This window comes from Amycolatopsis sp. NPDC043889 (assembly GCF_056435645.1).
In genome coordinates, this window is the sequence record NZ_JBWKEC010000010.1 from 210515 (window position 1) to 236715 (window position 26201).

General features: G+C 69.3%; 20 protein-coding genes. 11 read left to right on the plus strand and 9 right to left on the minus strand.

The genetic code is table 11. The features are described 5' to 3' along the window. Window positions 1-6 precede the first annotated feature (6 nt). On the plus strand, window positions 7-1119 hold the full coding sequence (locus tag AC0685_RS21045; RefSeq protein ID WP_478227096.1) for an ATP-binding protein: 1113 nt from the start codon (window positions 7-9) through the stop codon (window positions 1117-1119). Then, window positions 1116-3869 (plus strand): DUF5682 family protein, encoded by a 2754-nt coding sequence (locus AC0685_RS21050; RefSeq protein WP_478227097.1) that lies wholly within the window; start codon window positions 1116-1118, stop codon window positions 3867-3869. The genes AC0685_RS21045 and AC0685_RS21050 overlap by 4 nt, the downstream gene beginning before the upstream one ends. Before the next feature lie 44 nt (window positions 3870-3913). Here AC0685_RS21050 and AC0685_RS21055 read toward each other — a convergent pair whose 3' ends face one another. Then, a complete protein-coding gene (locus tag AC0685_RS21055) occupies window positions 3914-5371 on the minus strand; it encodes a carotenoid oxygenase family protein (protein WP_478227098.1) in 1458 nt (485 codons plus the stop codon). An 83-nt stretch (window positions 5372-5454) separates the two neighbouring features. Here AC0685_RS21055 and AC0685_RS21060 point away from each other — a divergent pair, with 83 nt between their 5' ends. Next, window positions 5455-6174, plus strand: a complete 720-nt coding sequence (locus tag AC0685_RS21060) for a TetR/AcrR family transcriptional regulator (protein WP_478227099.1) — start codon at window positions 5455-5457, stop codon at window positions 6172-6174. On the opposite strand, the gene AC0685_RS21065 is transcribed toward AC0685_RS21060, so the two are convergent. Continuing rightward, a complete protein-coding gene (locus tag AC0685_RS21065; protein WP_478227100.1) occupies window positions 6158-6763 on the minus strand; it encodes a TetR/AcrR family transcriptional regulator in 606 nt (201 codons plus the stop codon). The genes AC0685_RS21060 and AC0685_RS21065 overlap by 17 nt on opposite strands. 90 nt (window positions 6764-6853) lie before the next feature. On the opposite strand from AC0685_RS21065, the gene AC0685_RS21070 reads away from it, so the two are divergent. Beyond that, window positions 6854-7726: an alpha/beta fold hydrolase gene (locus AC0685_RS21070; protein ID WP_478227101.1), complete on the plus strand. Its 873-nt coding sequence runs from the start codon at window positions 6854-6856 to the stop codon at window positions 7724-7726. On the opposite strand, the gene AC0685_RS21075 is transcribed toward AC0685_RS21070, so the two are convergent. After that, the gene (locus AC0685_RS21075) at window positions 7708-8316 is read right to left on the minus strand and encodes a TIGR03086 family metal-binding protein (RefSeq protein WP_478227102.1); all 609 of its coding nucleotides are present in this window, start codon (window positions 8314-8316) and stop codon (window positions 7708-7710) included. The two genes, AC0685_RS21070 and AC0685_RS21075, sit on opposite strands and share 19 nt — an antisense overlap. 70 nt (window positions 8317-8386) lie before the next feature. On the opposite strand from AC0685_RS21075, the gene AC0685_RS21080 reads away from it, so the two are divergent. Next, window positions 8387-8815, plus strand: a complete 429-nt coding sequence (locus AC0685_RS21080) for a MarR family winged helix-turn-helix transcriptional regulator (RefSeq protein ID WP_478227103.1) — start codon at window positions 8387-8389, stop codon at window positions 8813-8815. A 6-nt stretch (window positions 8816-8821) separates the two neighbouring features. Here AC0685_RS21080 and AC0685_RS21085 read toward each other — a convergent pair whose 3' ends face one another. Then, window positions 8822-9028, minus strand: a complete 207-nt coding sequence (locus tag AC0685_RS21085) for a hypothetical protein (protein ID WP_478227104.1) — start codon at window positions 9026-9028, stop codon at window positions 8822-8824. Window positions 9029-9456: 428 nt separating this feature from the next. After that, a complete protein-coding gene (locus AC0685_RS21090; protein ID WP_478227105.1) occupies window positions 9457-10572 on the minus strand; it encodes a sensor domain-containing diguanylate cyclase in 1116 nt (371 codons plus the stop codon). Window positions 10573-10718: 146 nt separating this feature from the next. Between AC0685_RS21090 and AC0685_RS21095 the strand changes: the two genes are divergently transcribed. Next, window positions 10719-13715, plus strand: coding sequence for a DEAD/DEAH box helicase (locus AC0685_RS21095; protein ID WP_478227106.1), 2997 nt, complete (start codon window positions 10719-10721; stop codon window positions 13713-13715). Continuing rightward, window positions 13708-14412 carry an SWIM zinc finger family protein gene (locus AC0685_RS21100; protein ID WP_478227107.1) on the plus strand — a complete coding sequence of 235 codons (705 nt, stop codon included), beginning with the start codon at window positions 13708-13710 and terminating at the stop codon, window positions 14410-14412. The genes AC0685_RS21095 and AC0685_RS21100 overlap by 8 nt, the downstream gene beginning before the upstream one ends. Here the strand turns inward: AC0685_RS21100 and AC0685_RS21105 are convergent. Beyond that, window positions 14400-15398: an enoyl-CoA hydratase/isomerase family protein gene (locus AC0685_RS21105; protein WP_478227108.1), complete on the minus strand. Its 999-nt coding sequence runs from the start codon at window positions 15396-15398 to the stop codon at window positions 14400-14402. The two genes, AC0685_RS21100 and AC0685_RS21105, sit on opposite strands and share 13 nt — an antisense overlap. 85 nt (window positions 15399-15483) lie before the next feature. On the opposite strand from AC0685_RS21105, the gene AC0685_RS21110 reads away from it, so the two are divergent. Next, on the plus strand, window positions 15484-17139 hold the full coding sequence (locus AC0685_RS21110; protein WP_478227109.1) for a DUF885 domain-containing protein: 1656 nt from the start codon (window positions 15484-15486) through the stop codon (window positions 17137-17139). Between the two features lie 22 nt (window positions 17140-17161). Here AC0685_RS21110 and AC0685_RS21115 read toward each other — a convergent pair whose 3' ends face one another. Continuing rightward, the gene (locus AC0685_RS21115; protein ID WP_478227110.1) at window positions 17162-19684 is read right to left on the minus strand and encodes a LamG-like jellyroll fold domain-containing protein; all 2523 of its coding nucleotides are present in this window, start codon (window positions 19682-19684) and stop codon (window positions 17162-17164) included. A gap of 210 nt (window positions 19685-19894) precedes the next feature. After that, window positions 19895-20299 carry an HAD domain-containing protein gene (locus tag AC0685_RS21120; RefSeq protein WP_478227111.1) on the minus strand — a complete coding sequence of 135 codons (405 nt, stop codon included), beginning with the start codon at window positions 20297-20299 and terminating at the stop codon, window positions 19895-19897. Window positions 20300-20373: 74 nt separating this feature from the next. On the opposite strand from AC0685_RS21120, the gene AC0685_RS21125 reads away from it, so the two are divergent. Then, window positions 20374-21954: an FAD-binding oxidoreductase gene (locus AC0685_RS21125; RefSeq protein WP_478227112.1), complete on the plus strand. Its 1581-nt coding sequence runs from the start codon at window positions 20374-20376 to the stop codon at window positions 21952-21954. On the opposite strand, the gene AC0685_RS21130 is transcribed toward AC0685_RS21125, so the two are convergent. Further along, a complete protein-coding gene (locus tag AC0685_RS21130; RefSeq protein WP_478227113.1) occupies window positions 21929-22852 on the minus strand; it encodes a LysR family transcriptional regulator in 924 nt (307 codons plus the stop codon). The genes AC0685_RS21125 and AC0685_RS21130 overlap by 26 nt on opposite strands. 120 nt (window positions 22853-22972) lie before the next feature. Here AC0685_RS21130 and AC0685_RS21135 point away from each other — a divergent pair, with 120 nt between their 5' ends. Next, the gene (locus AC0685_RS21135) at window positions 22973-24355 is read left to right on the plus strand and encodes a M20 family metallopeptidase (RefSeq protein ID WP_478227114.1); all 1383 of its coding nucleotides are present in this window, start codon (window positions 22973-22975) and stop codon (window positions 24353-24355) included. After that, complete coding sequence (locus AC0685_RS21140; RefSeq protein WP_478227115.1) at window positions 24352-25629, plus strand: MFS transporter; 1278 nt, start codon at window positions 24352-24354, stop codon at window positions 25627-25629. Before AC0685_RS21135 ends, AC0685_RS21140 begins: the two co-directional genes overlap by 4 nt. Window positions 25630-26201: the final 572 nt, after the last annotated feature.

Genomic DNA, 26201 nt, shown 5'->3' on the forward strand with positions numbered 1-26201 from the left:
CAAGACATGTCCGACCTGTTGCGCGCCCCCGCCGAGATCAAGTACGCCGAAGAGCTGGACTGGCTGGAGTCGGTCGACGACAACCCCAAGCCGTTCGCCTGGCGTCTGTCCCCGAAGATGCTGCGCCTGTTCATCCTCGGTTCCGAACGCGCCGACGGCCTCGACCGCGAGATCTCGCAGAAATGGTTCGGCGACCGGAACATCGTCGAGCGGGCCATCGTCACCCTCGCCTCCGACCGCGGCCTTCTGCTGATCGGCGACCCCGGCACCGGCAAGAGCTGGCTCGCCGAACTGCTGGCCGCGGCCATCTCCCGCAACTCCACGCTCGTCGTGCAGGGCACCGCCGGCACCACCGAGGACCACATCAAGTACTCATGGAACGTCTCCATGGTCATCGCCAAGGGCCAGTCCCGCGAGTCGATGATCCCGTCGCCGATCATGACCGCGATGGAGGCGGGTTCGATCGGCCGTTTCGAGGAGCTGACCCGCTCCACCAGCGACGTGCAGGACGCGCTGATCTCGATCCTGTCGGAGAAGTACATCTCGGTACCGGAACTGGACAGTGACGGCATCGTCTTCGCCAAGCCCGGTTTCTCCGTGATCGCCACCGCGAACAGCCGCGACCGCGGGGTCAACGACCTGTCGTCCGCGCTCAAGCGTCGCTTCAACTTCGTCCGCATCCCTGTGGTGACCAACAAGAAGAGCGAGGCCGAGATCGTCCGCTTCCGCACCGAGGAACTCCTGCGCCGCCACCAGATCGAGCTGGACGTGCCGCCCACGCTGCTCGACGTGCTGCTGCGCAGCTTCGGCGACCTGCGTGCCGCGGCGGCGTCGGCGGGCAGCGACGACGAGAAGCTGGAGTCCGCGTTGTCCACCGCCGAACAGATCGGCGTGCTCGAAGACGCGGTGCTGCACAGCAACTTCTTCGGCGAACACGAGCTGACCGCCCGCACGCTGGCGTCTTCGCTGGTCGGTTCGCTCGCCCGTCGCGAGCCGGAGGATCTGGCGATCCTCAACAAGTACCTGCACGGCGTCGTCGAGCCGCGCAGCAAGGACGAGGGCGGGGACTGGCCCGAGTTCCTCGACGGCGGCCGCGACGCGATCGCCTCCCTCTCGTGAGCGGCGCCTTCGAGGCGTTGCGCGGCCAGTTGCAGGAGGCCGCGGCCGCCTTCGCCGACGGGCCCGGCGCACTGGAGGGCATCCTGCTCGGGCTCGTCGACGACGTCGACCGCGCGGTGCGCGAGCCTTTGGAGATCTTCCCGGTCTGCCATCATTCCCCGGCTTCGGCCGTGGCGATGGCACGGCGGTTGCGGGAGAAACAGCCGAAGGTGGTCTACCTCGAGCTGTGCGAAGACATGGCGCCATTGCTGACCGAGCTGCGCAACTGCCGTCTCCCGGTGGCGGTCCAGGCGTTCGCGACGGAGGTGAAGGGATTCCCCGCGGAGTGGGCGCCCCTGTCCGTGGTCGCGCCGATCACCGAGGCTTCGGCCGAGTACCAGGCGATCGCGTACGCCCTCGACACCCCGGGAGTCGAGCTCGTCCTCGTCGACCGGTCGGCGGACCACGTCTTCCAGTGGAACGAACGCGAACCGTCCCCGGAGCCGGACACGCCGCCCGCCGAGGAAGAGGCGGCGTTGCACGGTGACGCGGTCGGTGTCGAGATCGGTGACCTCCGGCCCCGGTTCGCCGAACTCGAGGAACACCTGCTGCGGCACGGGCGGGTGCGGCACTGGTCGGAGTGGTGGCACCAGTACGTCGAGCTGCCGCTCGGCGACAGCGACCACGACACCTACCGGCAGGTGATGTTCCTGATCGGCAGCCTGTTCCGTCGTCTCGCGCCGGGCGACACCCGGCGTGTCCGGGTGGACGAAGACCGCGAGCGCTACATGTGGACCCGGATGCGCGAGCACCTCGCCGCCTCGGGTGCGGATCCCGCGGACTGTCTCTACATCTGCGGTGCCTTCCACGCGGCCAGCCGGGTCGCGGAGTTCGGCGTCGAGGGTACGGACGGGTTCGTGATCAGCCAGCGCAGCGAGAGCACGTGGCAGTACGGGCTCATCCCGTCGAGCCACGCCTCGATCGAGGCGCAGTTCGGGCTCGCCGGGGGATCGGTGTCGATCGCCGCGACCGAGTGGGCGAAGAACCTGAAGCGCACCAAGGTGAAGCAGTTCCAGCTGGAAGGACAGGTAGGAGGGCCGAAGCGGAAGGCCGCGGAGTTGCCCGCGCCGGCACCGGATCCGGTGGCGTCGGACCAGCTTTCGGGTTTCCTGCAACGACCTCCGGTGCTCGACCGGCTGGACGAGGCGGAACTGCTGGGGTGGTCGGTCGAGATCGTCCGCGCGGCGCGGCGCAACGGGTACCTGGCCTCGACCGCAGACGCCATCGCGGTGTTCGAGACCTCGATCCTGCTGGCGGGTCTGCGCGACCGGGCCAAGCCGACGCCGTACGACTTCCAGGACGCGGCGGTCACCTGTATCGAAAAGGACGTCGTGCCCGGCAGGCGTGACGTGCGCCGCCTCGTCGAGATCATGATGGGCGGGGACCGGATCGGCCAGGTCGGCTACGACGCGTTGCCGCCGCTGGCGCGTGACGTTCACGACCGGCTCGAACCCCTGAACCTCAAGCTGCAGCAACGAGGTGTGCAACGGGCGCTGCTCGACATCGCGTCGAGGCCGGAGCTGGAGCCCTGTTCCGATCTGCTCTGGATGCTGCGCTACCTGATGCCCCACGGTGCGGCGCGGCCGATCATGGGGGAGCGGCGGCTCGGTGAACGGCCGATCCAGGAGTCGTGGGATCTGGCGCTGGGCACCCACCAGCGAGCCCTCATCGAGCTGGGCTATGAGGGCGTCAGTGTCGAACAGGTGCTGGAGCAACGGCTTCGGCGTGCCGCTTACCATCCGCAGGCCACCGCGGCGAAGGTGCTCGGGGCGGTCGAAGACGCGACGCTCTACCTTCGCAGCGCGCGGCTGGCGGGAGAGCTGGGCACACGTGCCCTGGAGGTACTGGCCACCGAACGCACCGTCGACGGCGCCCCGGAAGTGCTGCGGCGGGTGCGGAGGCTGCTGGCGCACTACCGGACCAGCGAGCCGGTGCTGCCCCGGTGGATCGAGGACTTCGTCCGGACGGGGTACGCGCACTACTGCACGCTGCTCCCGGCGACCTTCGCCGACGAGGAGGCCGGTGTCGAGCAGGTCGCCGCGATGCTGGGCTTCCTGTTCAGCATGGAGGCGCTCGCGTTGTCCCTGGGGTGCGACCGTACGCAGCTGGAGCTGGCGATCGCCGGATCGCATCCGGAGGAGCCGTCGAAGGTGGCGCTGTTGTGGGCGGCGCAGGTCCAGCTCGGCCGTCTCACGCGTGCGGAACTGCGTGAGCGCTGCGCCGGACTGCTGGCGAACCCGATGGTGCTGCCGGCTTATCCGCGCTACCTCAGCGGTTTCGTCCACGCGTTGGAGCCGGCGCCGGGATTGGCCGACTTCGTCGTCGAGGCGGTGTCGAACGCTTTCGCCGAGCTGCCGGACAGGCTGCTGCTGCCGTGGTTGCCGACGTTGATCACCACGTTGCGGTCCCGGGGCGCGGAGCTGGTGCCGCTGCTCGTGCGTGAGGCAGGGCGGATCTTCCCCGGCAGGCTCACAGCTCTCGACGCCTGGGTTCCGCCCTGGAAGGACCAGCCGGAACCCCTTGCGGTGACGAGGAAAACCGGGGGAGGCGGCCTCGCGTTGCTGGCGGCGCATCCGGCGAGCTGCGACGCCGTGGCGGGCCTGCTGGGCTGTGAGGAGCCGTGGGCGAGCACCGCGCGCACCGGCTTGGCGCTGCTCGAGCGGTATCCGGACTCCGCAGCCGCGTTGGAGGAGGTGCTCACCGGCGGGTGAACCCGAGGGGCGGTCGCCGGACGTCCGGCGACCGCCCCGATCCGTCAGTCGGCGACCCAGCTGCCGTGGAAGCCCAGCGGCACCGGCCTCGGCAGATGGATGCGGGCCAGTGGCTTCGCGGTGAAGTCCTGCGCCGCGAGGATCACCAGATCCGAGGCGTTGCGGTCGGGATTGTTCACGTAGGCGAGGGCGTAGCCGTCGTCTTCGGACTTGCTGCGGGACGACGGCACGAACACCGCTTCGCTCGCGTCGGCGCCCCGGCCGAAGCGGTGCACCTCCGAACGCCCGTTCCGCAGGTCGTGCTTGATCAGCGCGTTGCCGAAGGAGCCGGAGGGCTTGTCCAAGTAGACGTCGAACAGTTCGCCGGGAGAGGCCGAGTACCCGTACCTGTGCCGCCGCGATACGAGGCTTTCGTTGACCCGCGGGAACTCCTGCGGCCGGTCGTCGAGAACTCGGCGCCGGACCCGTCCTTGCGCGAGATCGATCGTCCAGCGCTCCAGCACCGGCGGTCCCGACGCCGACGGGCCGCCGAAGCCCTGCTTGCCGGCCACCTCGAACGGACCCGGCATCGTGGTCAGGTCGACCACCACCGTGGAGCCCTGTTCGTAGGCGTTGAGCGTATGCGAATAGAACACCGGATCCACCCCGAACCAGCGGACCGGGCCGCCGTCGCGGTTCATCACCCCCACCCTGGCCGGATGGCCCGTGTTCCACTTGTAGGGCACGACCTTGCCCGGCTGCGGATCGAAGGTGACCGGCACGTCGAAGACGACCACGTAGTTCTCGGTGAGCCCGAAGTCGTGCATCATCGGGCTGTCGGTGACCGGGATCCTGGTGGTGCGCACGACCCGGCCGGTCCGGTCGACCATCAGGTGCCGTACGTGATCCCACGTCGGGTGATAGGTCACCGCGTGCAGCTCGTCGGCGCGGGCGTCGAACTTGGTGTGCGCGGTGTAGGAGCCTGCCAGCGAACCGGCGAAGTCGAACGGCCCCAACGTGTTCAGCTCGCCGTCGAGTTCGTACGGCGGAGCGCCGGACTCCTGAAGGGCGAGGATGCGGCCGTGGTGGCCGATCACGTGCGTGTTCGGCGCGAAATCCTCGGCGGGCACCGGCCACGGGTACCGCTCGCCGAGTTTCGCCGCGACACCGGACGAACGCACCCACCGGTTGCGGTACCACTCGGCCTTCCCGTCGCGCAGCCGGACGCCGTGCACCATCCCCTCGCCCAGCATCCAGTGGTGGGCGCGCGGGTCTTCGAGCCCGAGCACGTTCGGCCCGGTGCGCAGATATCGACCGCGGAGGTCCTGGGGAATGCGGCCGGTGACCGGCAGACCGAATGCCGTCACCTCCTCTTTCACCGGCGCGAACGCACCTTCGACGAACGGGTAGCGCGGATTCTGCTCGGCGAAGGCGGATCCGCTGCTCCCGAAGGTCGCGGCGGCTCCGCCGATGGCCAGCGCCGCCGCCCCGCGAAGCACGTTCCGCCTGGTCGGTTCGGTCATGGTCGATCCCCCAACTCAGTAATTAACTGTGTATACCATGAACAGTGTATGACTTTACCTGTTTTAGGTGCAACAATGCGGCCATGGACGACGTGGAGATCGAGTTGCTGCCACCAGGCACCGCGCTGGCGTGGGGTCACGCCCCGGCGCCGCGGCGCGGGCCGAAACCGGGATACAGCCTCGAGCAGATCGTCGACGCGGCCATCGCGCAGGCGGACGCGGAGGGTTACGCGGCGCTGTCCATGCCGTCGATCGCCAAACGTCTCGGCATCACCGCGAACGCCCTCTACCGATATCTGAGCTCCAAAGAGGAGCTACTCGTCCTGGTGGCCGAGGCGGCGTGGGGGCCGCCACCGGAGCCGGTGTCCGGCGATTGGCGCGCCGCGGTCACCGCCTGGGCGCGCACGCTCCTCGAACGCTGTCGCCGCCATCCGTGGCTGATCGACCTGCCGGTGCGGAGGGCGCCGAGTACGCCGAATCTGCTGGGGTGGCTGGAGAACTTCCTCGAGGGGATGGCGGACTCGGGCCTGAGCGTCCAGGACGTGACCGGCTGCGCCGTCCTGGTCGACGGATGGGTCCGCAGTACCGCTTCCTTGCTCCGGGACGTGAACGCGAGCCCGCCTGATCAGGTCCGGGCGCTGAGCGCGTTCCTCGGCCCGCGCCTCGGAGGGCGGGGCTATACGCGCGTCGCCGCCGTGATTTCCGGTGAGGCGTACGGCGAGGAGGGTATTGAGGAGGCCGACGTCGAGTTCGGCCTCGGTCGCATCCTGGACGGTATCGAGGCGCTCATCGAACGCCGGTGAACACTCCGTCGAGCCGATAGTCGACGATCTCCGACGCGCGTTCGGCCGTGTGGGCGTCGACCATGATCCCCGTGACCAGACCGGCGGACATCGTCGCGAGCGCGTCCGCCTCGAGCAGGGGGTCGAGGCGGACGGGGACGGCACCCTTCTCCTGCGCCGCCCGGAGCAGGCCGGCGATCGCGTGGACCAAGTGGGGCAGAAGGGGTTCCTGATCGGGATCCTGGCTCCCGCGCGTGACGTCGACGGCGAAGTACGCGATCTGGACCGCGGCCAGCATGCGGCGGCGTTCGCCGTCCGGCAGGACGGCGGTCAGGTAGGCGCGCACGATGGTGCGTTCGTCCCCCGTCTTCATCGCCTCGCCGATGCTCTTCCCGGCGATCTCGCCGGTCAGTTCGACGACCCGCTGCCAGGCGAACCGCAGCATCTCTTCCTTGGTCGGGAAGTAGTACTGGACCAGGTTCATCGAGATGCCCGCCTCCGCGGCCACCGCGCGCAGGGTGACCGCCTGCAGGCCTTGGGCGGCGGCGATCCGGAAAAGGGCCTCCGCGATTTCGCGCCTGCGCTCTTGGTGGTCGACACGTTTCGGCACGCGATCACTCTGCCATGCCGGCGAGGGCTGGCGGGAACGGCCACCCACTGTTATGGTGCAAGTGCACTATAAAAACTTCGAGGAGGTCCGATGCTGGGGGAGTTCACCGACAAGAAGGCCGAGGAGCGCTTCTTCGCCACTTATGACGCGATCCTGCGGAAGTGGCCGGTTCCCGCCGAGGAACTGGACATCGAGACGAGGTTCGGTCCGACCCGTGTCCGGAGTTGCGGGCCGGAAGACGGTCCGCCGATCGTGCTGCTTTCCGGGGGAATGGGCACCTCGCTGTCCTGGTATCCGCATATCGCCGAACTCGCCGCCCGGCACCGGATCCACGCGGTCGACAGCATCGGCGAGCCGGGGCGATCGATCCAGGCCGCTCCCATGGAGTCCGTGGAGGACTGCGCGGACTGGCTCGCCGAGGTCGTCGACGGGGTGCTCGCGGGAACCGGCCACGAAAAGGTCCACCTCGCCGGCGTATCGCGAGGTGGCTGGCTCGCCTTGAACCTCGCCACCCGGACGACCGACCGGATCGCCGGTGTCGTCGCCATCGAAGCCGCGGGGTTCGGTGTGATCGACCGGAGCTTCATCTGGTGGAGCTTCCGGGAGATCTTCCTCTGGTTCCTGCCCAAGTGGCTTCTCCGGCTGGTGGCTTCCGGCGATCCGGACGTGCGGCACACCGTGCGGCCCCTGTTGTTCGCCGCGCTCAAGTACAAACAGCGACTACCGGAGATGCACCTGTTCAGCGATGACGAGTTGTCGGCGATCGATGTGCCCACCCGGATCATCGTCGCCGAACGCAGTGTCATCCAGTGTGCCCGCGAGGTGGCGGCCCGGCTCGACTCGCTGAATCCGCGCATCGAGGTCGAAGTCGTTCCCAAGACGACTCATGGGCTGTCCCTGGAGAAACCGGAGCTGGTCACCGCCCGGATCCTCGAGGCCGCGCATCACGCCGCGACCACCTGATCCGGCCACGACGGCGATCGGCCGAGCAGGGCGACGATCGTGTCCAGATCGGACTGCCCTGGTGTGTCGACGGCCGGGCCGAAGGCGGCGCCCGGAGCCTTCCGGTTCTTCCCGTCCGGGATCGCCTTTGCGAAGCCCAGTCCGGCGTCGAGCACCTCGCGCTGGAACTCGAGCGGCAGGCCGAGGGTTTTGGCCACGTCCCAGGAGTGCACCAGGTAGTCGACGAAATGGAAGCCCAGTGCCTGCTCCGCGGTGAAGGTGATTTCGGTGGAGAACTCGGGAAGAGCGAACTTCCGGTCGGCGAGGTCGTGGGGGGCGAAAGCGTTCAGGACCCGGTTCACCGAGGCGCGGTAGGTGGCGACGGGGTCGTCGTCCAGCGGGAGCAGCCGCCAATGGTCGAGGTGGCTCTCGCTCTCGGCCGCGGCGGCGAAACCGTGGTGCTGGGTGGTCATATGCGCCAGCAGGCCGTGCAAGGTCCATGCGCTGCACGGGGTCGGCTTGGTCAGATCCGCGGGGGCGATCTCGCTGACGAGGTCGAGGCTGGCCCGGGTCACAAGGGCGTCGAGGATGCGAAGTTCATCGATAGGCATGCGCGTATCATCTACGCATGCGTACGAGTTCGTCAACAGGTTCCGCCGACCAGGTCGGTATGGTCTGCGCATGGCGGAGCAGGGGAGGCCGGATCTCGCGGCGATGCTCGGCGGGCTGATGCGACGGCTGATGAACGCCGAGACGCCGGTGCTGGCCGAGCACGGGTTGACCATGTGGGGCTACGTGGTGCTGAGCGCGCTCGACGACGGGCCCGTCCGCACGCAGGCCGCCCTCGCGAAGGCGATCGGCGCGGACAAGACTCGGATCATCGGCACCCTCGACAACCTTCAAGAGGACGGGCTGATCACCCGCGAGCCGGACCCGAAGGATCGCCGGGTCCGGCTGCTGGGGATCACCGAAGCCGGCCGCACCGCGCGAAGGTCGGCTCAGTCGAAGATCCAGGAGCAGGAGGAACGGTTGCTCGGACGGCTTTCCGCCGGTGACCGGGCGGCGTTCCTCCGCGCCGCGCGCCTGCTGTCCGAAGCCGAGTCGCCGTGACCGGGTTCACCCGAGTTCTTCGGTGACCATGCCCGGCGGGTAGTCCGACGGCGACCGGCGCCACCATGCGCCGAAGGCGTGAGCCAGCCGCCGTGGCACCTCGACCTGCGCGCCGCCGCCATGAAAGTCGATCGTGACCAGCACGCCGCCGATTTCCGAGGTGTCCCAAGGGATTCGCCGGATCAGTTTCGCGTAGTCGGCGCTGGCGGACACGAACGTGACCACCTTCGTCGCCCCGATCCGGCGCGCCTCCCCGAGTACGGCGCTTTCCAGCACTCCGGACGGCCAGTCGCCGAGTTTGAGTTTCCGGTCGTAGTAGGCTCGGCTCGTCGGCGCGCAAGATGCCGTAGCCGCCGCTGAGGAGCAGCAACCGACCGCTTCCGGCGGCCTCGGCCAGCGCGCCGCCGACGTTCCGGTAGAAGTTCCCGGTGTAGCGCAGCCAGGCCTGCCGCAACCCACCGTTGTCCACCTTGGACCGCTCCAGGACGTCGGCCCGCGCGCGTAGCAGCGGTTCGGGCCACACCTCGCCGGTCTCCCCGGACGCGTCACCGCCGCGGATCTTGGCTTTCGAGGGGCCGAGGATCGTCAGCGCCTCGCGCGGATCGATCGTGTCCAGGACGGTATCCACCGGAGTGACCGTATCAGTGGAACCAGGTCGAACCAGTGCCGTTCGGTGTCGGGAGCATGCCCTGGCTGGGCGGCCACAACGCCGTCGACCGCACCTGTTTCAGCTGTCCGCGCAGGGAGTGCACGGGAAGTGGCCGCTTCCGGGTGAGCATGGTGGTCGTCCGCGGATGTAGATCCACGAACGGGTAGGTCGCGTGGAGCGCGCCGAGCCGCCGTTCGAGACGGAGGCTGTGTTCGGTGAGGTCGGCGGCGTCCAAAGCGGGCTGAACGAGGAGGAATTCGTCGGTTCCGAGCCGCACGGCTCTGTCAAGAGGGCGCAGATCCTCGCGGATCAGGTCCGCGATGTTCTGTTCGGTGTGCATCCTGACCCGGTCGCCGTGGCGTCTGCCGACCTCGGCGAGATCGTCGACGGTGATCATGATCAGCCCGAGGGGGACGGTGTCGGTCGACGCGCCCAGCCAGCCGGAGATCCCGGCCATGGTCGCCAGCCCGGTGTCGGGATCGATCGCGAGCGCCGGTTCCTCCGGTTTCGACGGCGCGCGCCGTTCCAGTCGCCCGGCGAGGTGACGCAGCGCCGCTTCCGCCCGGTTCTCCACGGGAGCCGCCGCAGGAGTCGTCACGCTGTTCAGCACTTCGTCGATCTTGATCCGCGCGGTGGGCGGCAGGCGATCACCGAGCGCGTCGCGCAGGCGGACGACCTCGGCGTAGGCCTCGTCGCGGCGGAAACCCCAGCGGCCCTGGAACCGCCGCGCGGCTTCCACCGTGGACGCCGACGGGTCGACATCGTCGAGGTCCTGGGCGACGACCGAGCCGCCGAAGGTCGAGGTGAGCACCGCGACCGACCACTCGTGGGCGAGGCTCTCCTCGGCACGCAACAGGACAGGGGTCACGCCGTGCGGCAGGTCCGGACGGCCCGAATCGACCATCCCGACGACAGTGACGGCCGCGCGGCGCGCGATCCTGGCGTAGACCTCCCGTTCCCGTTCGAAGTAGGGCAGTCGCTGGAAGAGCGCGAGGACGACCATGTCTTCGTCGGTGCCTTCGGCGAGCGCGGCTCGCTCCACGGCGTGCGACGCGATCACGAGCGCGCGTTTCGAAAGCACGCCGGCGCGTGCTTCTCCGTCGGTCATCGAAGGATCGCTTCCGTGTGGGGATGAACTGATCAGGTTAGAAGAGCGGTCGGCCGCCGCCTAGCCACACGATGGTGTGACCCTCGCTGACCGGACGCTGATCGGTCCCGGGCATGCTGGAGGGACCAGACCGCGGAAGGAGGACCATGTCGCCACTCGTCGTGCACGGCCTGTGGTCCCGGGGCCGCGGGATCGTGCTCTGGGGCGAGCACGGCGACCGCCCGGCGACGACGTCGATGCGGCCGTCGAGCGCGGCCCGGCCGCACCCGTTCGCCGCGTCGGTCGCGGATCTGACCGCCTTGCACCCCGGCAAACCGGCGTCGGCCGTTCTTCTGCTTCCGTCGCGTCGCGGCGGTCCGGTCGCCTCGCCCGAACTGGGCTCCCGCGGCCGCCCGCAGCAGGAGCTGACGCTGGAACCCTGGTCGGTGCCCGCGCTCCTGATCGACCCATCGGAGCTGGAGGACCTGGCCGAGACGGTCGGCTACGGCACCTCGGTCCGCCATCTCCGCGCCGTCGTCCGGCTGGCGGACGATCTGGTGCGCCGCGGCCGCGTGCTGCCCACGCTCGTGCGGAACGAGATCGTGGCGCGGGCACGCTGGCGGCCCGTGGCCCGGGGAGGTGACGCGGTCGCGGTCCGGGCGCTGATCGCGGCCACCCCGCCGGTCGGCCGGGCCGAACATCCCGGGCCGGATCCGGCGGCGCTCGTCACCGACGCGCTCCACACCCTGGTCGACGCGGCGGTCCGCGATCGCCTGGCCGCCGCCGGACATGCCACGGAAAGCGATGGCCGTGAGGGCCCGTTCGGGTCGTGGCTCCACGCGCTGAAGAGCGCCGACGACCGGATCGGCCAGGCGCCGGGCCGCATGGGGATCGTCGCCGAGGGCATCGCCGCCTGGGACGCGGTCGGCGACACCGACCTGACCGAGGGCACCGTCTGCTTCCGGCTCGACGAGGTCCCCACGCTGCACGGCCCGGCCGACGACCCCGACGACCAGACCGGCGACGGGACCAAGTGGCAGTTGCGGTTCCTCCTGCGCTCCACGGCCGATCCGAGCCTCCTGCTTCCGGCGGAAGACGTCTGGTCCGGTGAGGCCGGCGCCAAGTTCACCGACCCCGAGGGCCTGTTCACCGCCGAGCTGGAGCGCGCCGCCGGTGTGCTGCCGCTGCTCGGCCCCGCGGTCGAGGCCGAGAAGCCGGGTATCTACGACCTCACTGTCGCCGAAACCGTGGAGTTCCTCGACGGCGGCGCGGAACGGCTGGTGGCGGCCGGATTCGACGTCCAGCTCCCGGCGAGCTGGGGCGGCAGGCGCAAGCTGGCGCTCAAGCTGTCCGTGCGCGGCGCGCCGGTCGACCAGGCCGCCGTGCATCGGCTCGGCCGTCACCAGCTCGCCTCCTACCGCTGGGCGCTCGCCGTCGGGGAAGACGCCCTGACCGACGAAGAACTCGCCGGGCTGGCGGCCGCGAAGTCGTCACTGGTCCGGCTGCGCGGCCGCTGGGTGAGCGTGGACCCCGAACTGCTGCGCTCCGGTCTCGAATACCTCCGCCGCGACCCGGACCGCGAGAAACCGCCGCTGCCCACCTCCGCGGACCTGCTGGCCCTGCTCCACGGGTTCGACGACACGCCGCTCCCGGTCACCGAGGTCACGACCGACGGCTGGATCGACGACTTCCTCGCCGGTCGTGTCCAGCGCACGATCGAGCCGGTCGAGCCCCCGTCGACGTTCCTGGCGACCCTGCGGCCTTACCAGAGCCGCGGTGTCGCGTGGCTTTCGTTCATGGCGTCGATCGGGCTCGGGGCCTGCCTCGCCGACGACATGGGGCTGGGCAAGACCGTCCAGCTGCTCGCGCTCGAAGCGATCGAGCGGGCACAGGGGGACAGGCGGCCGACGCTGCTCGTCTGTCCGATGTCGCTCCTCGGGACGTGGCAGCGGGAGGCGGCGAAGTTCGCACCCGAACTGCGCGTCCACCTCCATCACGGCGCCGATCGCGGCCGCGTCCGGACCGAGGGCGCGGACCTGGTCGTCACCACCTACTCGACCGCCGCCCGCGACGCCGACGAGCTCGCGGCCATCCGGTGGCACCGGCTCGTGCTCGACGAGGCGCAGGCGGTCAAGAACCAGAACACCGGGCCCGCGCAGGCCTTGCGCCGGATTACCGCCGGGCACCGGATCGCGCTGACCGGGACGCCGGTGGAGAACCGGCTCGCCGACCTGTGGTCGCTTTCGGATCTGCTCAACCCCGGTGTGCTCGGTGGCAGGCAGGAGTTCCGCGAGCGGTTCGAGGTGCCCATCGAACGGCGCGGCGATCTTCCCGCGGCCACCGAGCTGCGTCGGCTGACCCGGCCGTTCCTGTTGCGGCGCCTCAAAACCGATCCCACCGTACTCGCCGACCTTCCCGAGAAGATCGAAATCCTCCAGGAGTACCGCCTCACCCGCGAACAGGTGACCCTGTACCGCGCCACCGTGGACGAGATGATGACCAAGATCGCCGACAGCGCCGGGGTCAAACGGCGTGGCAACATCCTCGCCGCGATCACCAAGCTCAAGCAGATCTGCAACCACCCCGCGCATCTGCTGCACGACGGCTCGCCGATCGGGCACCGTTCCGGCAAGGTCAACCGGCTCGAAGAGCTCCTGGCGGAGATCCTGGACGCCGGTGATCGCGCGTTGTGCTTCACCCAGTTCGCGGAATTCGGGCACCTGCTCGTACCGCATCTTTCGCATCGGATGAACGCGAAGATCGCCTTCCTGCACGGTGGCCTTTCGCAGCGGCGCCGCGACTCGATCGTCGAGCACTTCCAGTCGGGCGAGGGTCCGTCGATCCTGCTCGCGTCACTGAAGACCGGGGGAGCGGGGCTGACGCTCACCGCGGCCACCCACGTCCTGCATCTCGACCGGTGGTGGAATCCGGCGGTCGAGGAGCAGGCCACCGACCGCGCCTTCCGCATCGGCCAGCGGCGCAGCGTCCAGGTGCGGAAGTTCGTCTGCCCCGGCACCATCGAGGAGCGGATCGACGCCGTCATCACCAAGAAGGAAGCGCTGGCCGATCTCGTCGTCACCGACGGGGAGGACTGGCTCACGGAGCTGTCCACCGATTCGCTGCGCGAGGTCTTCGCGCTCGGACGGGAGGCGGGCGATGACTGACGGATTCCTCCGGGCACTCGGCGAATTGGGTGTCCACAAAGGACTCGTGCCGCCCTGCCGGGTCGACACGCTCACAATCGGGCCCGGCGCCGCGGTCGCCGGCGTCCGGGTGACCCGGCAGCGGTTCTACGAGGTCCGCATCGGCTTGCCGACGTTCGGCAAGCAGGTGTGGACGGCGGTCGTCGCCGCCGTCGCCGCGGACGAGACCGCGAAGACGGCCTTGCTCGACGGCCGGATCCCGGACGACATCGATCGCTTCTTCGCCGCCGAGCAGGTGCCGTTGTTCCCCGAGGCGGCGTGGGAACTGTCGCTGGACTGCACCTGCCCCGGCACCCGCGTTCCCTGCGATCACCTCGTCGCCGGGCTGATCGCGCTCGAAGAGGAGGCGGACCCGTTCGCCATCTTCACGCTCCGCGGCCGCGACCGCACGGCCTTGCTCGAAGAGATCGGACGGCAGGCGGGTGCCCGGGTGACCGCCCCGTCAGCGGAGGCCGAGCCCCTTGGTCTCGACGAGGTGATGGACGACTTCTTCGGCTGGGGCCCGGCCGGCGACGTCACGAACACGCGACGGCCGCGGGCCGGGGACCCGTTGGGACTGCTCGACGAGGTCCCGCCGCTCACGGCCACAGTGGACGGAACCTCGGTCACCGCCCTGCTGCGGCCGCTCTACCGGGCGATCACCGGTCAGGCGAAGTAGGCGTCGACGAGCTCGTCGTCCACTTCGGACAGTGTGGCGGGGGACCACTTCGGGGAGCGGTCCTTGTCGATGATCTGTGCTCGGATCCCCTCGGCGAACTCGGCGGACGAGAGCGCGTGGGTCGAGATCCGGAGCTCCTGCGCCAGCGCGGTTTCCAGATCGGGCATCGCGGCGGCCGACCGGAGTGCCCGCAGGGTCACCTTCAGCGCGGTCGGCGACTTCGCCTCGATCTCCTTGGCCGCGGTGGCCGCGGCGTCCCCCTCGGCGTGGAGCCTGCCCAGGATCTCCTCGACGGTGTCCGCCGCGTAGCACCGGTCGATCCAGGGGGCGTCCCCGGCCAGCGTGCTCGGCGGCGCGGGTTCGGCGATCAGCTCCAGCGCGTCGTCCGGTGTACGGGCCGCCAGCGCGTCGAGCAGGTCCGGGATCCGTTCGCTGGGCACGAAATGGTCGGCGAGTCCGCAGTGGATCGCGTCGGGTCCCGAGATCGCCCCGGCGGTGAGCGCCATATGCGTCCCGAGTTCGCCGGGCGTGCGGGACAACAGGTACGTGCCGCCGACGTCCGGGACGAAGCCGATCCCGGTCTCGGGCATGCCGACCCGGGAGCGTTCGGTGACGATCCGGTGGCTGCCGTGCGCGGAGACGCCGACGCCACCACCCATGACGAGCCCGTCCATCAGCGCGAGGTAGGGCTTCGGATAGCGCGAGATCACGGTGTTGAGGCGGTACTCGTCGGCCCAGAACCGCAGGGACGCGGTGCCGCAGGCGCGGGCGTCCTCGTAGATGGCGCGGATGTCGCCGCCCGCGCAGAGCCCGCGATCGCCGGCGCCGTCGATCAGCACGGCGCGGACACCCGGGTCGGTGCGCCACGCTTCGAGGTGGTCGAGCATGGCGAGGACCATGCCGTGGTTCAGCGAGTTCAGCGCACGCGGCCGGTTCAGCGTGATCCGGCCGATTCCACTCTCGACGAGGAACTGGACGTCATTCACGAAGCCACCCTAAAAGTAGGACGTCCGACTATGTGGCGCTTGTGGCGCACGCCTCAGCGCGCGGAAATTCTGGTAGTCATCGGATATGAGCGAACAGCCGACGGCGGCGGAGCTTGCCGACGAACTCCTCGACGTCCTCGCGACCGAGATGCCCTTGATGGCGACCTTCGACAACATCCCCGGACACGACCACGAGTTGCGGGACGTCTCGGAGGCGGGTGACGACCGGCTGAGGGAGCGGGCCGTCCGCATCGCCGGGCACGCCGCCCGCTCCACGGATCCGGACCGGATCACCCTCGGTGTCGTCGCCCATCACGCGGAATCGCTGCTGACCAGGCTCGACTCGCGGAGTGTCGAGTTCACCCTCGCCGATCAGATGGCGGCCGAGGGCACCGGGGTGCTGTCCTGGCTTCCGCAGCTGGAGCCGTCGGGGGAGCAGGCGGAGGAGGACTATCTGGCCAGGCTGGCGGCGTTCCCGGAGTTCTTCGCGGCCCTGGCCGACCGTCACCGCGCCGGGGTCGCGGCGGGCCGGACCCCGGTGGAACGGGCGGTGCGCGGCGCGATCGACCACGTCGACCGGTTCCTGGCCGCCGAACCCAATCCGCTGCTCGTCCCGCCGCTGACCGGTGACCGCGCGGAACGACGACGGCGGCTGTTCACCGAGAAGGTCCGCCCGGCGCTCGTCGCCTATCGCGAAGTGCTCGCCCGCGAGATCGCCGGACGTGGCCGTTCCGACGATCGGCCGGGTCTCTGCCGGCTGGACGGCGGCAAGGAGAGCTACGCGGGTCTGGTCAGGACGCACACCACCACCGGGATCTCGCCGGAGGAACTGCACCAGACCGGCCTCGAACTCGGCCGGGAGCTGGACGAGGAGTACCGGCGGCTCGGTGCGGCCGTGTTCGGCGCGGACGACCCCGTCGCGGTCCGGCGGCGGATGCGCACCGATCCGTCGCTGTGCTGGCGGGACGCGGACGAGATGATCGCGACCGCGACGGAAGCGATCGCGCGGGCCACGGCCGCGGCACCGGACTGGTTCCGCCGGGTGCCGTCGGCCGAATGCGTGGTGCGCGCTGTTCCGGAAGCCGATGGCCCCTCGGCGGCGCCGGCGTACTACATGGTGCCGTCGGCGGACGGTACCCGTCCCGGGGTCTACTCCACGAACACCTACCGGGTGACCGAACGGTTCCGGTTCATCGCCGAGTCGGTCGCTTTCCACGAAGCGGTTCCAGGGCACCATTTCCAGGCTTGCGTGTCCTACGAGCTGGAGGACGTGCCCCGGCTGCGCAAGCTCGTCCCGCTCTCGGCGTTCGACGAGGGCTGGGCGCTCTACACCGAGCGGCTCGCCGACGAGATGGGCCTGTACTCCGACGACGTCATGCGGCTGGGCATGGTCGCCGAGGACTCTTTGCGCGCGGCGCGGCTCGTCGTCGACACCGGGCTGCACGCGTTGGGCTGGACCCGGCAGCAATGCGTGGACTACCTCGCCGAGCATTGCGTGCTGAGCGACGTCGAAGTGCAATCCGAGACCGACCGGTACATCGAATGGCCCGGTCAGGCACTGTCGTACATGACGGGCAGGCTGGAAATCCAGCGATTACGGGCCTTCGCCGAGGAACACCTGGGCGAGTCTTTCGACATCCGGGATTTCCATGACGTCATGCTGAGGAACGGGCAGGTGCCGCTGCCCGTGCTCGGCGACATCGTGCGGGAATGGGTGGACGGCACGCGGCGCCGGGAGTGACCCCGGCGCCGCGTGCCCGGGCTCAGTCGCGCTTCGCGAGCGTCGCGACTTCGGCGTCGGTCAGCGGCCGGTCGTAGAGCCGGACGTCGTCCACCGCGCCGCGCAGGAAGTCGACCTGCTGACCGCCGTACTGGCCGCGCCCGATCACCGTGTGCCCGGTGCTCGGTGCGGCGGAGCAGGCGTTCCGCGCACCGACCTTCTTGCCGTCGACATAGAGCGACAACGTGCCGGCCTTGGCGTCCCGGACGCCGGTCAGGTGGTACCAGCGGCCGGCTTCCGGCTTCTCCGGCGACAGGGCACGGAGGCCGACGAAGCTCATCGCCCACCGCTGGTCCTGTCCGGAGTACTGCAGGAAGAACGCGCTGTCGCGGCCGGTGTCCTGGCTGACGACGGTCTGGAACGCGCCGCTCGCCTCATCCAGCTTGGCCCACGCCGAAACCGAGTAGCTGCCCGCCGTGTTCACGAGGTTCGCTCCGGTGTCGGCCTGCCCGTTGCCCGCGAAGGCCAGTGCGCCACCCTGGACACCGCCCGCCCACTGCGCGTTGGTCAGCGTGGCGTGCGCGGTGCCGACCGAGTCCTTGGCGCTGGATCCGGTGCCCTCGTCGAACTTGTAGGCGTGCACGCCGTCGATCCCGGGAGTGCCGGGGCCCGGGCCGGGCGCGCCGGAGCCGCTGCCGTCGGCGTTGCGGACGATCGCCTGGTTGACCGCCCGCACCTGGGCGAAGTCCATCTTCTTCACCTGCCTGTCGTAGGTGAAGAAGCCGTTGACCTCGTGTTCGACGTCGGTGATCTGCGTGTAGATCGAGCCGCTGATACCGCAGCTCTGCGCCGACGCGAGCACGTCGCGCTGGTTCTGGACGTAGCGGCTGTTCAGCGTCGCCTGGTCCTGCACCATCTCGTAGGCGTGGCCTTCGCCGAACCACATGTGGTTCTCGACTTCGAGGCCATAGCCGCCGTGTTCGCCGTCGATCGAAATCCGCTTGCCGTCGGGCATCGGCTTCGCGGGGCCAGGGTAGGCGTGCCAGTCGATGACGTCGCCCTTGCCGGAATCGCCGAGGGAGTCGCAGCAGTTGACACCGCTGTGCGCGTTGACCAGCCGGGTCGGGTCCTGGGCCTTGACGTCGCCGGCGATCTTGCCGGTGGTCTCGCGCGACCACTCGCCCCAGCCCTCGTTGAACGGCACGTAGCCGACGATCGAGGTCCAGTTCTTCTTCTGCTCCACCAATTCCTTCAGCTCGACCTGGAACTGCCGCTGGGCGTCGGCGGGCGGACGTCCGCCGGTGCGCATCGACGGCATGTCCTGCCAGACGAGCAGGCCGAGTTTGTCGGCGTGGTGGTACCAGCGGTCGGGTTCGGTCTTGATGTGCTTGCGGACCGTGTTGAAACCGAGGACCTTGTGCTGTTCGAGGTCGAAGCGCAGCGCCTGGTCGGTCGGCGCGGTGTAGATGCCGTCCGGCCAGTAACCCTGGTCCAAAGTGGACTGGAGGAAAAGGATCTTCCCGTTGAGGGTGAACCGGAGTTTGCCGTCGGCGCCCTTGGCGGTGCCGAATTCGCGCATGCCGAAATAGGACGACACCTTGTCGACAGTGCGGCGGCCGTCCTTCAGATCGACGTCGAGGTCGTAGAGGAACGGCGAATCCGGCGACCAGAGCTTCGCCTTGGGCACCGGCAGGGAGATCGTCCCGGAGGCGGATGCCTTGCTGCGGCTGACCACCTTCCTGCCGTCGCGGACCACGGCCTCGACGGTGAGCCCGGAGTTCCCGCCGGTGTCCACGGTGAGCTTGAGCGTGGAGGAATTGAGGTCGGGGACCATGTCGAGCGTGCCGATGTGCTTCGCCGCGACCGGTTCCATCCAGACCGTCTGCCAGATGCCCGAGGCGCCCTCGTAGAAGATGCCGCGGTCGGGAACCAGCCGCTGCTTGCCGACGGGCTGCCAGGTCGCGTCGGCGCGATCCTCGACACCGACGATGATCTCCTGCTCTCCGTAGGGTTTCAGTGCCGACGTGACGTCCGAGGAGAACGCGCCGTAGCCGCCTTGGTGCGCGGCCACCTCCTTGCCGTTGACGTAGACCTTCGCCTGGTAGTCGACGGCGCCGAAGTTGATCCGGAGCGTGTTGTCCCTGCCGACGTTCCAGTGCCTGGGCACGGTGAACGTCCGCCGGTACCACATGAAGTCCTCGTGCCGCTGGATCCCGGAAAGCGCCGATTCCGTGGGATAGGGGACCAGGATCCTCTCGGCGAGCTTCTCGCCGAAGGGCGGAACCTCGCCGGGCGCGGCGCCGGCGAACTCCCAGACCCCGTTGAGGTTCTGCCAGTTCTCGCGCACCAGTTGCGGCCGGGGGTACTCGGGCAACGCGTTCGTGGGCGACACCTGGTTCGTCCACGGGGTGGTCAGGCGGGGCTTGCCCATCTTCCAGCCGCTCTCCGCGGCCGTCGCGGCCCCAGACGTCAACGCCAGCGCGGAGACCACCGCGACCGCGGTCGCCAGCGATTTCCGGAAGCGTCCCGGCTTTCGGGGACGGTGTGGTGACAACGTTGGCAACATCTGCTCGACACCCTTCTCCGGGGGCGGCCGCCTCGGCGGAGGTGTGCCTCCCACTGGACCTGTGCAGGCGTGAAACCACGACCCCGTGGCCGGGGAACCGGTGTGAGCCGGGCCACGGCTGGCCGTCAGGATGTTTTTACATCGTTGATACAACGTTGTAAAGCGTCGAAGGCCTCGAATCGGCCTTGGACGGAAGAGCTGTCCTGTGTGTCAGGAGCGGCAAGCTTTCCACAGCCACTCGCCGAGCTCGCGGTAGTCGGCGCCGGTCAGGCCGCGTCGAGGATCGACGCGGTGCAGCAGGGCCGGCGCGGCGTGGTGACCGGACACCCAGTCGCGATCGATCTCGGAGATCTCGTCGTCGACCCAGACGAACGGGCGGTTCTGGGCATGTTCCAGCAGAGGCCGCGTCTTCCAGTGCAGGCCGATGCGAGCGTCGGCCTCGTCGGTGTCGGATGGCTCGGGCCAGTCCACCACCGGCAAGCGGGGCAGGCCGAGTCTTGGGGCGAGCGCGTCGTTGGCGTCGTGCAGCCACGTCGTGGCCCAGACGAGTTCTCCGGGGAGTGCCTTCAGCCGTGGTCGAGGTAGATCAGAGGACCTGGTGCCACGACGGCACACGCTATCGGTGTTCGTTGACACGGTAACTGACCGATAAGTAACTTACTGGTCAGTCAGATCGAACGGAGGCGACGATGCCCGAAGAACGGTCTTGGTGGGGTTGGGGCACCCTCGACGGCGAACTGTCCCGAGAGGAGTCCGACGCGCTGGTGGCCCGCACCGCGGGTGTGCTGCCCGGCCACGACTTCACCGACCACGCCCCGCCCGACCCGGCGGAGCTCGGCGTCCCGGCATCGCGAATCCGCCCGCCCGCGGCGCTCGCCGCGTTGTGCGGTGACGCACCGGCCGACCGGTTGTCCCACGCCCGCGGCAAGGCGTTCCGCGACGTCGTCCGCAATCTGCTCGGGCGGGTCGACCATGTCCCGGATCTGGTCGCCCGGCCGCGGACGGAACAGGACGTCGTCGACCTCCTCGACTGGTGTGCCGCTTCCGGTACCCCGCTGATTCCTTACGGCGGCGGCAGTTCCGTGGTCGGTGGGGTCGAACCGCGGTTCGACGGCCCGGCGGTCTCGATGGACCTGGCCGGCCTCGGCGACGTGCTCGAAGTGGACACGGTCAGTCGCGCGGCGCGGATCCAGGCCGGGATCTTCGGACCGGCTCTGGAAGACCGCCTTCGCCCGCTTGGGCTGACCTTGCGGCATTTCCCGCAGTCGTTCGCCCATTCGACGCTCGGCGGCTGGCTCGCCACCCGCGCGGGTGGGCATTTCGCCACTCTCGCTACGCATATCGACGATCTCACCGAAGCTCTGCGCGTCGTCACGCCCGCCGGGATCAGTGAATCGCGACGTCTGCCGGGCTCGGGCGCCGGTCCCTCGCCGGACCGCATGTTCCTCGGCTCCGAGGGCACGCTCGGCGTGATCACCGAAGCCTGGATGCGCCTGCAGGACCGGCCGGTGTGGCAGGTGACCGCGTCGGTCGCCTTCGAACGGCAGGAGGACGCGGTCGCCGCCACCCGCGCGATCGCGCAGTCCGGGCTCTATCCGTCGAACTGCCGGCTCCTCGACCCGGCTGAGGCTCTCATCAACGCGGGCGCGAGTGTGGGCGGTGGTCTCCTGCTGGTCGCGTTCGAATCCGCCGACCACCCGGTCGACACCTGGCTCGACCGCGCGCTCGAAGTGACCGCTGGCCACGGCGGTGTCGTGAAAGCCAGGCGCAGCAAGGATTCCGCCGGCCAGGACAGCGCTTCGACGTGGCGGTCGTCCTTCCTGCGGATGCCCTATCAACGTGACGCGCTCGCCCGCCGGTCGCTGATCGTGGAGACCTTCGAGACCGCGTGCACTTGGGACGGTTTCCCGGAGTTCCACGACGCGATCACCTCGGCGGCGCGCATCGCGATCGACGAGGTGTGCGGCGGCGCCGGTGTCGTCACATGCCGGTTCAGCCACGTCTACCCGGACGGCCCCGCGCCCTACTACGGGATCTACGCCGCCGGGCGCTGGGGGAGCACGGTCGCCCAGTGGGACGAGATCAAGGCCGCGGTTTCCGAGGCGATCGCGGGCCACGGCGGCACGATCACCCATCACCACGCCGTCGGCCGCGATCACCGGCCCTGGTACGACCGGCAGCGTCCCGGCCCCTTCTCCGCCGCCTTCGCCGCCGCCAAAGCCGCGCTCGACCCGGCCGGGATCCTCAATCCCGGGGTGCTGATCGGCTGACCGGCGGGCGTACGAACGAGGTCAGCAGCGCGGTGAACCGCATGGCAGCCAACGACAACGTCCGTCCCGCCATGGTCTGCACCTGGGCCTCGCGTTTGCGGAACACGGCGTTGTCGAGGAGCACGTAGGCGACGCCTTCGGTGGCCGCGTCCTGCTCGATGTCACCCAGACCGCCGACGAGCGCGATCCCGCCACCGCAGCGGACGAACTCGTATTTCGGGCTCAGTTCGTTGCATTCCAGCACCGGATGGGCCGCGAGATTCTCGATCCGGGCGGCGATGTCGAACAGGTCGCGCAGACTCTGGCCCGGCGCCGGGAGCGCGAGCGGATGACGGCACAGTTCGGCGAGTTCGACGGAGTCGCGGCTGGTCAGCGGATGATCGAGCGGGACGATCGCGTACACCGGGACGACGACCGCGCTCTCGACCCGCACCCCGTGCTGAGGCCCGGTCGCGAACGTGACGGCGACGTCGGCCGCGCCTTCGAGTACCCGTCGAGTCGCTTCGTCCCTGGTGACGACGTCGATGTGGAACGTGACGTCGTGCACGCGCCGGAAGGCGGCGATCGCCTGCGGGACCACGCGGCGGGCGAATCCCTCGGAGCAGGCGACCGTCAGGGACCGGGCGTGCAGGCCGCGGCCGGTGCGGAGTTCGTCGACGAGAACGGCCGATTCGGCCTCGCTGCGCCGGACGTGGTCGAGCAGCCGGGTCCCGGCCTCGGTCGGCACCATGCCGCGCGGATGCCGGACGAACAACGGCACCCCGAGACCCGCTTCGAGTTTGGCGATCTGGCGGCTGATCGCGGACGGCGCCACCGTCAGTTCCGTCGCCGCCTCGGACACCGAGCCGGTGCGGGCGACTTCGAGGAAGTACGTCAACGCGATCGGCAGTAGTCGCATCAGATCTCCGCAGGTTTGCCGCAATGAGAACGCGGAGCACGGTAAACGGCAATGGTCCGGATACGCAAACCGACTTACGCTCCTCTGCGACACTCGACGAGCGAATCGGGAGACAACACGGTGTTCGCTGCAGAACTGGTCGCGAAGGCCCACGAGCACGTTGACTCGGGAGCGTTCTTCGCCGAACTCGCCGAGCTCGTCGGGTATCCGACCGTGAGTGATCATCCGAGCGGCCGCGTTGCCATCAAGGCATATCTGGATGAGGTGCTGACCCCGGCACTGACCGCGCTCGGCTGTTCCGTGGCGATCCATCCCAATCCGGATCCCGGCGGCGGCCCGTTCCTGATCGGCACCCGGATCGAGTCGCCACAGCTGCCGACACTCCTGTGCTACGGCCACGCGGATGTCGTCGATGGGCACGTGGGCCGGTGGAGTGACGGCCGGGACCCGTGGACGCTGACCGCCGACGGTGAACGCTGGTACGGCCGAGGTTCGGCGGACAACAAGGGGCAACACCTGATCAACCTGACCGCGCTCAGGCTGCTCCTCGCCGAGACGGGTTCGCTCGGGTTCAACCTCAAGTTCCTGGTCGAGACAGGGGAGGAAATCGGCTCGCCGGGGCTCGACGAGTTCGTCTCGGTGCACCGGGAGGCACTGAGCGCCGACGTCCTCATCGCGTCCGACGGCCCGCGCCTGGACGCGGCGACGCCGACGCTGTTCCTCGGCGCGCGAGGCAGTGTCCGGATCGCCCTCGACATCGACCTCCGCCCCGACGCCTACCACTCGGGGAACTGGGGTGGCGTGCTGCGCAACCCCGCCACCACCCTCGCCGGGGCGATCGCCTGTCTCGTCGACGGGCACGGCCGCGTCCAGGTGCCGGAACTCCTGCCGCCCGAGCTCCCGGACAGCGTCCGCGCGGCGCTTGCCGGACTCGAGATCGGGAACAAACCGGGCGATCCGGCGCTGGACGCGAGTTGGGGCGACACCGGGTTGACCGCGGCGGAGCGGCTGTACGGCTGGAACACCCTCGAAGTCCTCTCGCTCGGCGCCGCGGACATCGACCGGCCGGTCAACGCCATCCCCGGTCGCGCACGAGCGATGCTGCAACTGCGCTACGTCGCGGGAACCGACGTCGACGGAGTGGGCGAGGCGATCAAGAAACACCTTGCCGCCCAAGGGTTTTCCATGGTCGACGTCACCGCCGAGGGCAGTTTCCGCGCCAGCCGCACGCCTGTCGACGACCCGTGGGTCGGCTGGGCGAAGAGTGTCCTCGACGAGGTTTCCGATCGGCGCGTGGCGGTCCTGCCGAGCTTCGGCGGAGGGCTGCCGAACCATGTGTTCACCGACATCCTCGGCCTCCCGACGCTGTGGCTGCCGCACTCCTATCCCGGATGCCTGCAGCACGCGCCCGACGAACACCTGCTCGCGCCGATCGCCCGCGAGGGAATCGTCCTCGCCGCGGCACTGTTCCACGCGCTCGGACGGCGCGGCGGGGACGCATGATGGGCGAGCGGACGGTGGCCAGGCAGCGCACGCCGTCGTCCACCCGGCGCGCGATCGCCGCCGCGACCATCGGCAACGCGCTCGAATGGTTCGACCTCGGCGTATACGCGCTGATGGCGGCCTATATCGGCAAGACCTTCTTCCCCGGCGGGAACGCCGCCGTCCAGCTCGTGCAGGCGTACGCGGTCTTCGGCATCACGTTCCTCGTGCGTCCGCTCGGCGGTCTCGTGCTCGGCGCCTACGCCGACCGGTTCGGCCGAAAGAAGGCGCTGGTGCTGACCATCTGGCTGATGGTCGCCGGGACGTTCCTGCTGGCGGTGATGCCGAGCTACGCGACGATCGGTTTCCTCGCGCCGGTCGGCGTGATCGTCGCGCGGCTGATCCAGGGCTTCGCCGCGGGCGGGGAATTCGGGGCGGCCACGTCGTTCCTGATTGAACAGGACGGCCGCCGCAAAGGCTTCCTCGGCAGTTTTCAGTTCGCCAGCCAGGGTTTCGCGACACTGATGTCCGCCGGGTTCGCCGCCGGGCTGACCGCTTCCCTCAGCGCCGACGCGATGACCTCCTGGGGCTGGCGGATCCCGTTCGTCTTCGGGCTGCTCGTCGGCCCGGTCGGCTACTACATCCGGCGCCACGTCGACGAACCCGAGGCCACGAAGGAGAATCAGCCGAAGTCCGCACCGGTCCGGACGCTGTTCCGCTTCCAGTGGGGCGGCCTGCTGATCGCCGGGGGAGCGCTGGTCGTCTCGACCTCGCTGAACTTCATCCTTCAGTCACTGCCGACCTTCGCGATCAAGAATCTCGGCCTGGACGACTCGCTTTCGTTCGTCGCCCTGATGATCACCGCCGCCATCCTGACCGTCGTGACACCGATCGTCGGGCTGCTCACCGACCGGCACGGCCGCATCAGGATCATGATCGGTGCCGCGGCGGTGATCGGGGCCGGCGTGGTGCCGCTGTACCTGTGGGTCACCACCTCGCCGTCGTTCCTGACCCTCACGATCACGATGACGATCCTGGGGCTGCTGAAGGCCACCTACTTCGGTGCGCTTCCGTCGGTGATGGCGGACGTGTTCCCGGCGCACACCAGGGCGACGGGACTTTCGTTCGCCTACAACGCCACCGTCGGGATGGTCGGCGGGTTCACGCCGACCATCCCGACCGCGATGATCGCGGCCACCGGATCACCTGTTTCGCCTGGTTACTATCTTTTGGCGACGGCCTCGCTGAGCATTGTCGCGCTGGTCGCGGCGAATCGGCGGCGCGGGATTCGCTGAAGTCCGGGGAAGTCGCGGGGTAGCTCAGTGTCCAGAGCGGACGGCGGATCGACGGCGTGGTGATCCCGGCGGAATTCTTGAGGCGTAAGGTAAAGGTGCAGTGCTCTGCCTGGTGGCGAGCGTGTCGCGTCAGCCAAGCGGTGTTGAGTCCCGCAGTCTTCGATCAGCTTTACGTTGGGGGCGCGGGTCATACGCTGGAGCCTGCGCGCCGGGCAGCCCGCCCGCACGGCTGCCCCGCCCCAGCGGCGTAGCACTGTGGCTTCTCCTGCTTGCCCTGATCGTGCTCGCCGAGGCCGTCAGGTCATCAGGCTGAACTACTGGGCCTTCTGGCTCGTCCTCACTGCTGCCCCGACCTGGATCTGGCAGGGACCCGACGTCAAGCTGATCATCACAAGGAAACGAGTGGCTTTCGCGACATGCCTCGGCACTGGTCGCCGCTGCCTATGTCCTGACAGACATCAGGACCGCTCCGTGCTCCGGGGACTGTAACGCGAACGGTGTTTCCGGCCGTGGTTGTCAGTAGGTCTCAGCGCCCGGCCAGCGGTCACTGAAGGTGATCGAGAAAGCGTTCA

What these genes read in the sequence shown, in the direction of transcription:
- AC0685_RS21130 (WP_478227113.1), bottom strand. Translation starts at nt 22,852, where the DNA reads ATGCGACTACTGCCGATCGCGTTGACGTACTTCCTCGAAGTCGCCCGC.
- AC0685_RS21070 (WP_478227101.1), top strand. Translation starts at nt 6,854, where the DNA reads ATGCTGGGGGAGTTCACCGACAAGAAGGCCGAGGAGCGCTTCTTCGCC.
- AC0685_RS21080 (WP_478227103.1), top strand. Translation starts at nt 8,387, where the DNA reads ATGGCGGAGCAGGGGAGGCCGGATCTCGCGGCGATGCTCGGCGGGCTG.
- AC0685_RS21090 (WP_478227105.1), bottom strand. Translation starts at nt 10,572, where the DNA reads ATGACCGACGGAGAAGCACGCGCCGGCGTGCTTTCGAAACGCGCGCTC.
- AC0685_RS21125 (WP_478227112.1), top strand. Translation starts at nt 20,374, where the DNA reads ATGCCCGAAGAACGGTCTTGGTGGGGTTGGGGCACCCTCGACGGCGAA.
- AC0685_RS21045 (WP_478227096.1), top strand. Translation starts at nt 7, where the DNA reads ATGTCCGACCTGTTGCGCGCCCCCGCCGAGATCAAGTACGCCGAAGAG.
- AC0685_RS21110 (WP_478227109.1), top strand. Translation starts at nt 15,484, where the DNA reads ATGAGCGAACAGCCGACGGCGGCGGAGCTTGCCGACGAACTCCTCGAC.
- AC0685_RS21060 (WP_478227099.1), top strand. Translation starts at nt 5,455, where the DNA reads ATGGACGACGTGGAGATCGAGTTGCTGCCACCAGGCACCGCGCTGGCG.
- AC0685_RS21115 (WP_478227110.1), bottom strand. Translation starts at nt 19,684, where the DNA reads ATGTTGCCAACGTTGTCACCACACCGTCCCCGAAAGCCGGGACGCTTC.
- AC0685_RS21100 (WP_478227107.1), top strand. Translation starts at nt 13,708, where the DNA reads ATGACTGACGGATTCCTCCGGGCACTCGGCGAATTGGGTGTCCACAAA.
- AC0685_RS21075 (WP_478227102.1), bottom strand. Translation starts at nt 8,316, where the DNA reads ATGCCTATCGATGAACTTCGCATCCTCGACGCCCTTGTGACCCGGGCC.
- AC0685_RS21055 (WP_478227098.1), bottom strand. Translation starts at nt 5,371, where the DNA reads ATGACCGAACCGACCAGGCGGAACGTGCTTCGCGGGGCGGCGGCGCTG.
- AC0685_RS21140 (WP_478227115.1), top strand. Translation starts at nt 24,352, where the DNA reads ATGATGGGCGAGCGGACGGTGGCCAGGCAGCGCACGCCGTCGTCCACC.
- AC0685_RS21095 (WP_478227106.1), top strand. Translation starts at nt 10,719, where the DNA reads ATGTCGCCACTCGTCGTGCACGGCCTGTGGTCCCGGGGCCGCGGGATC.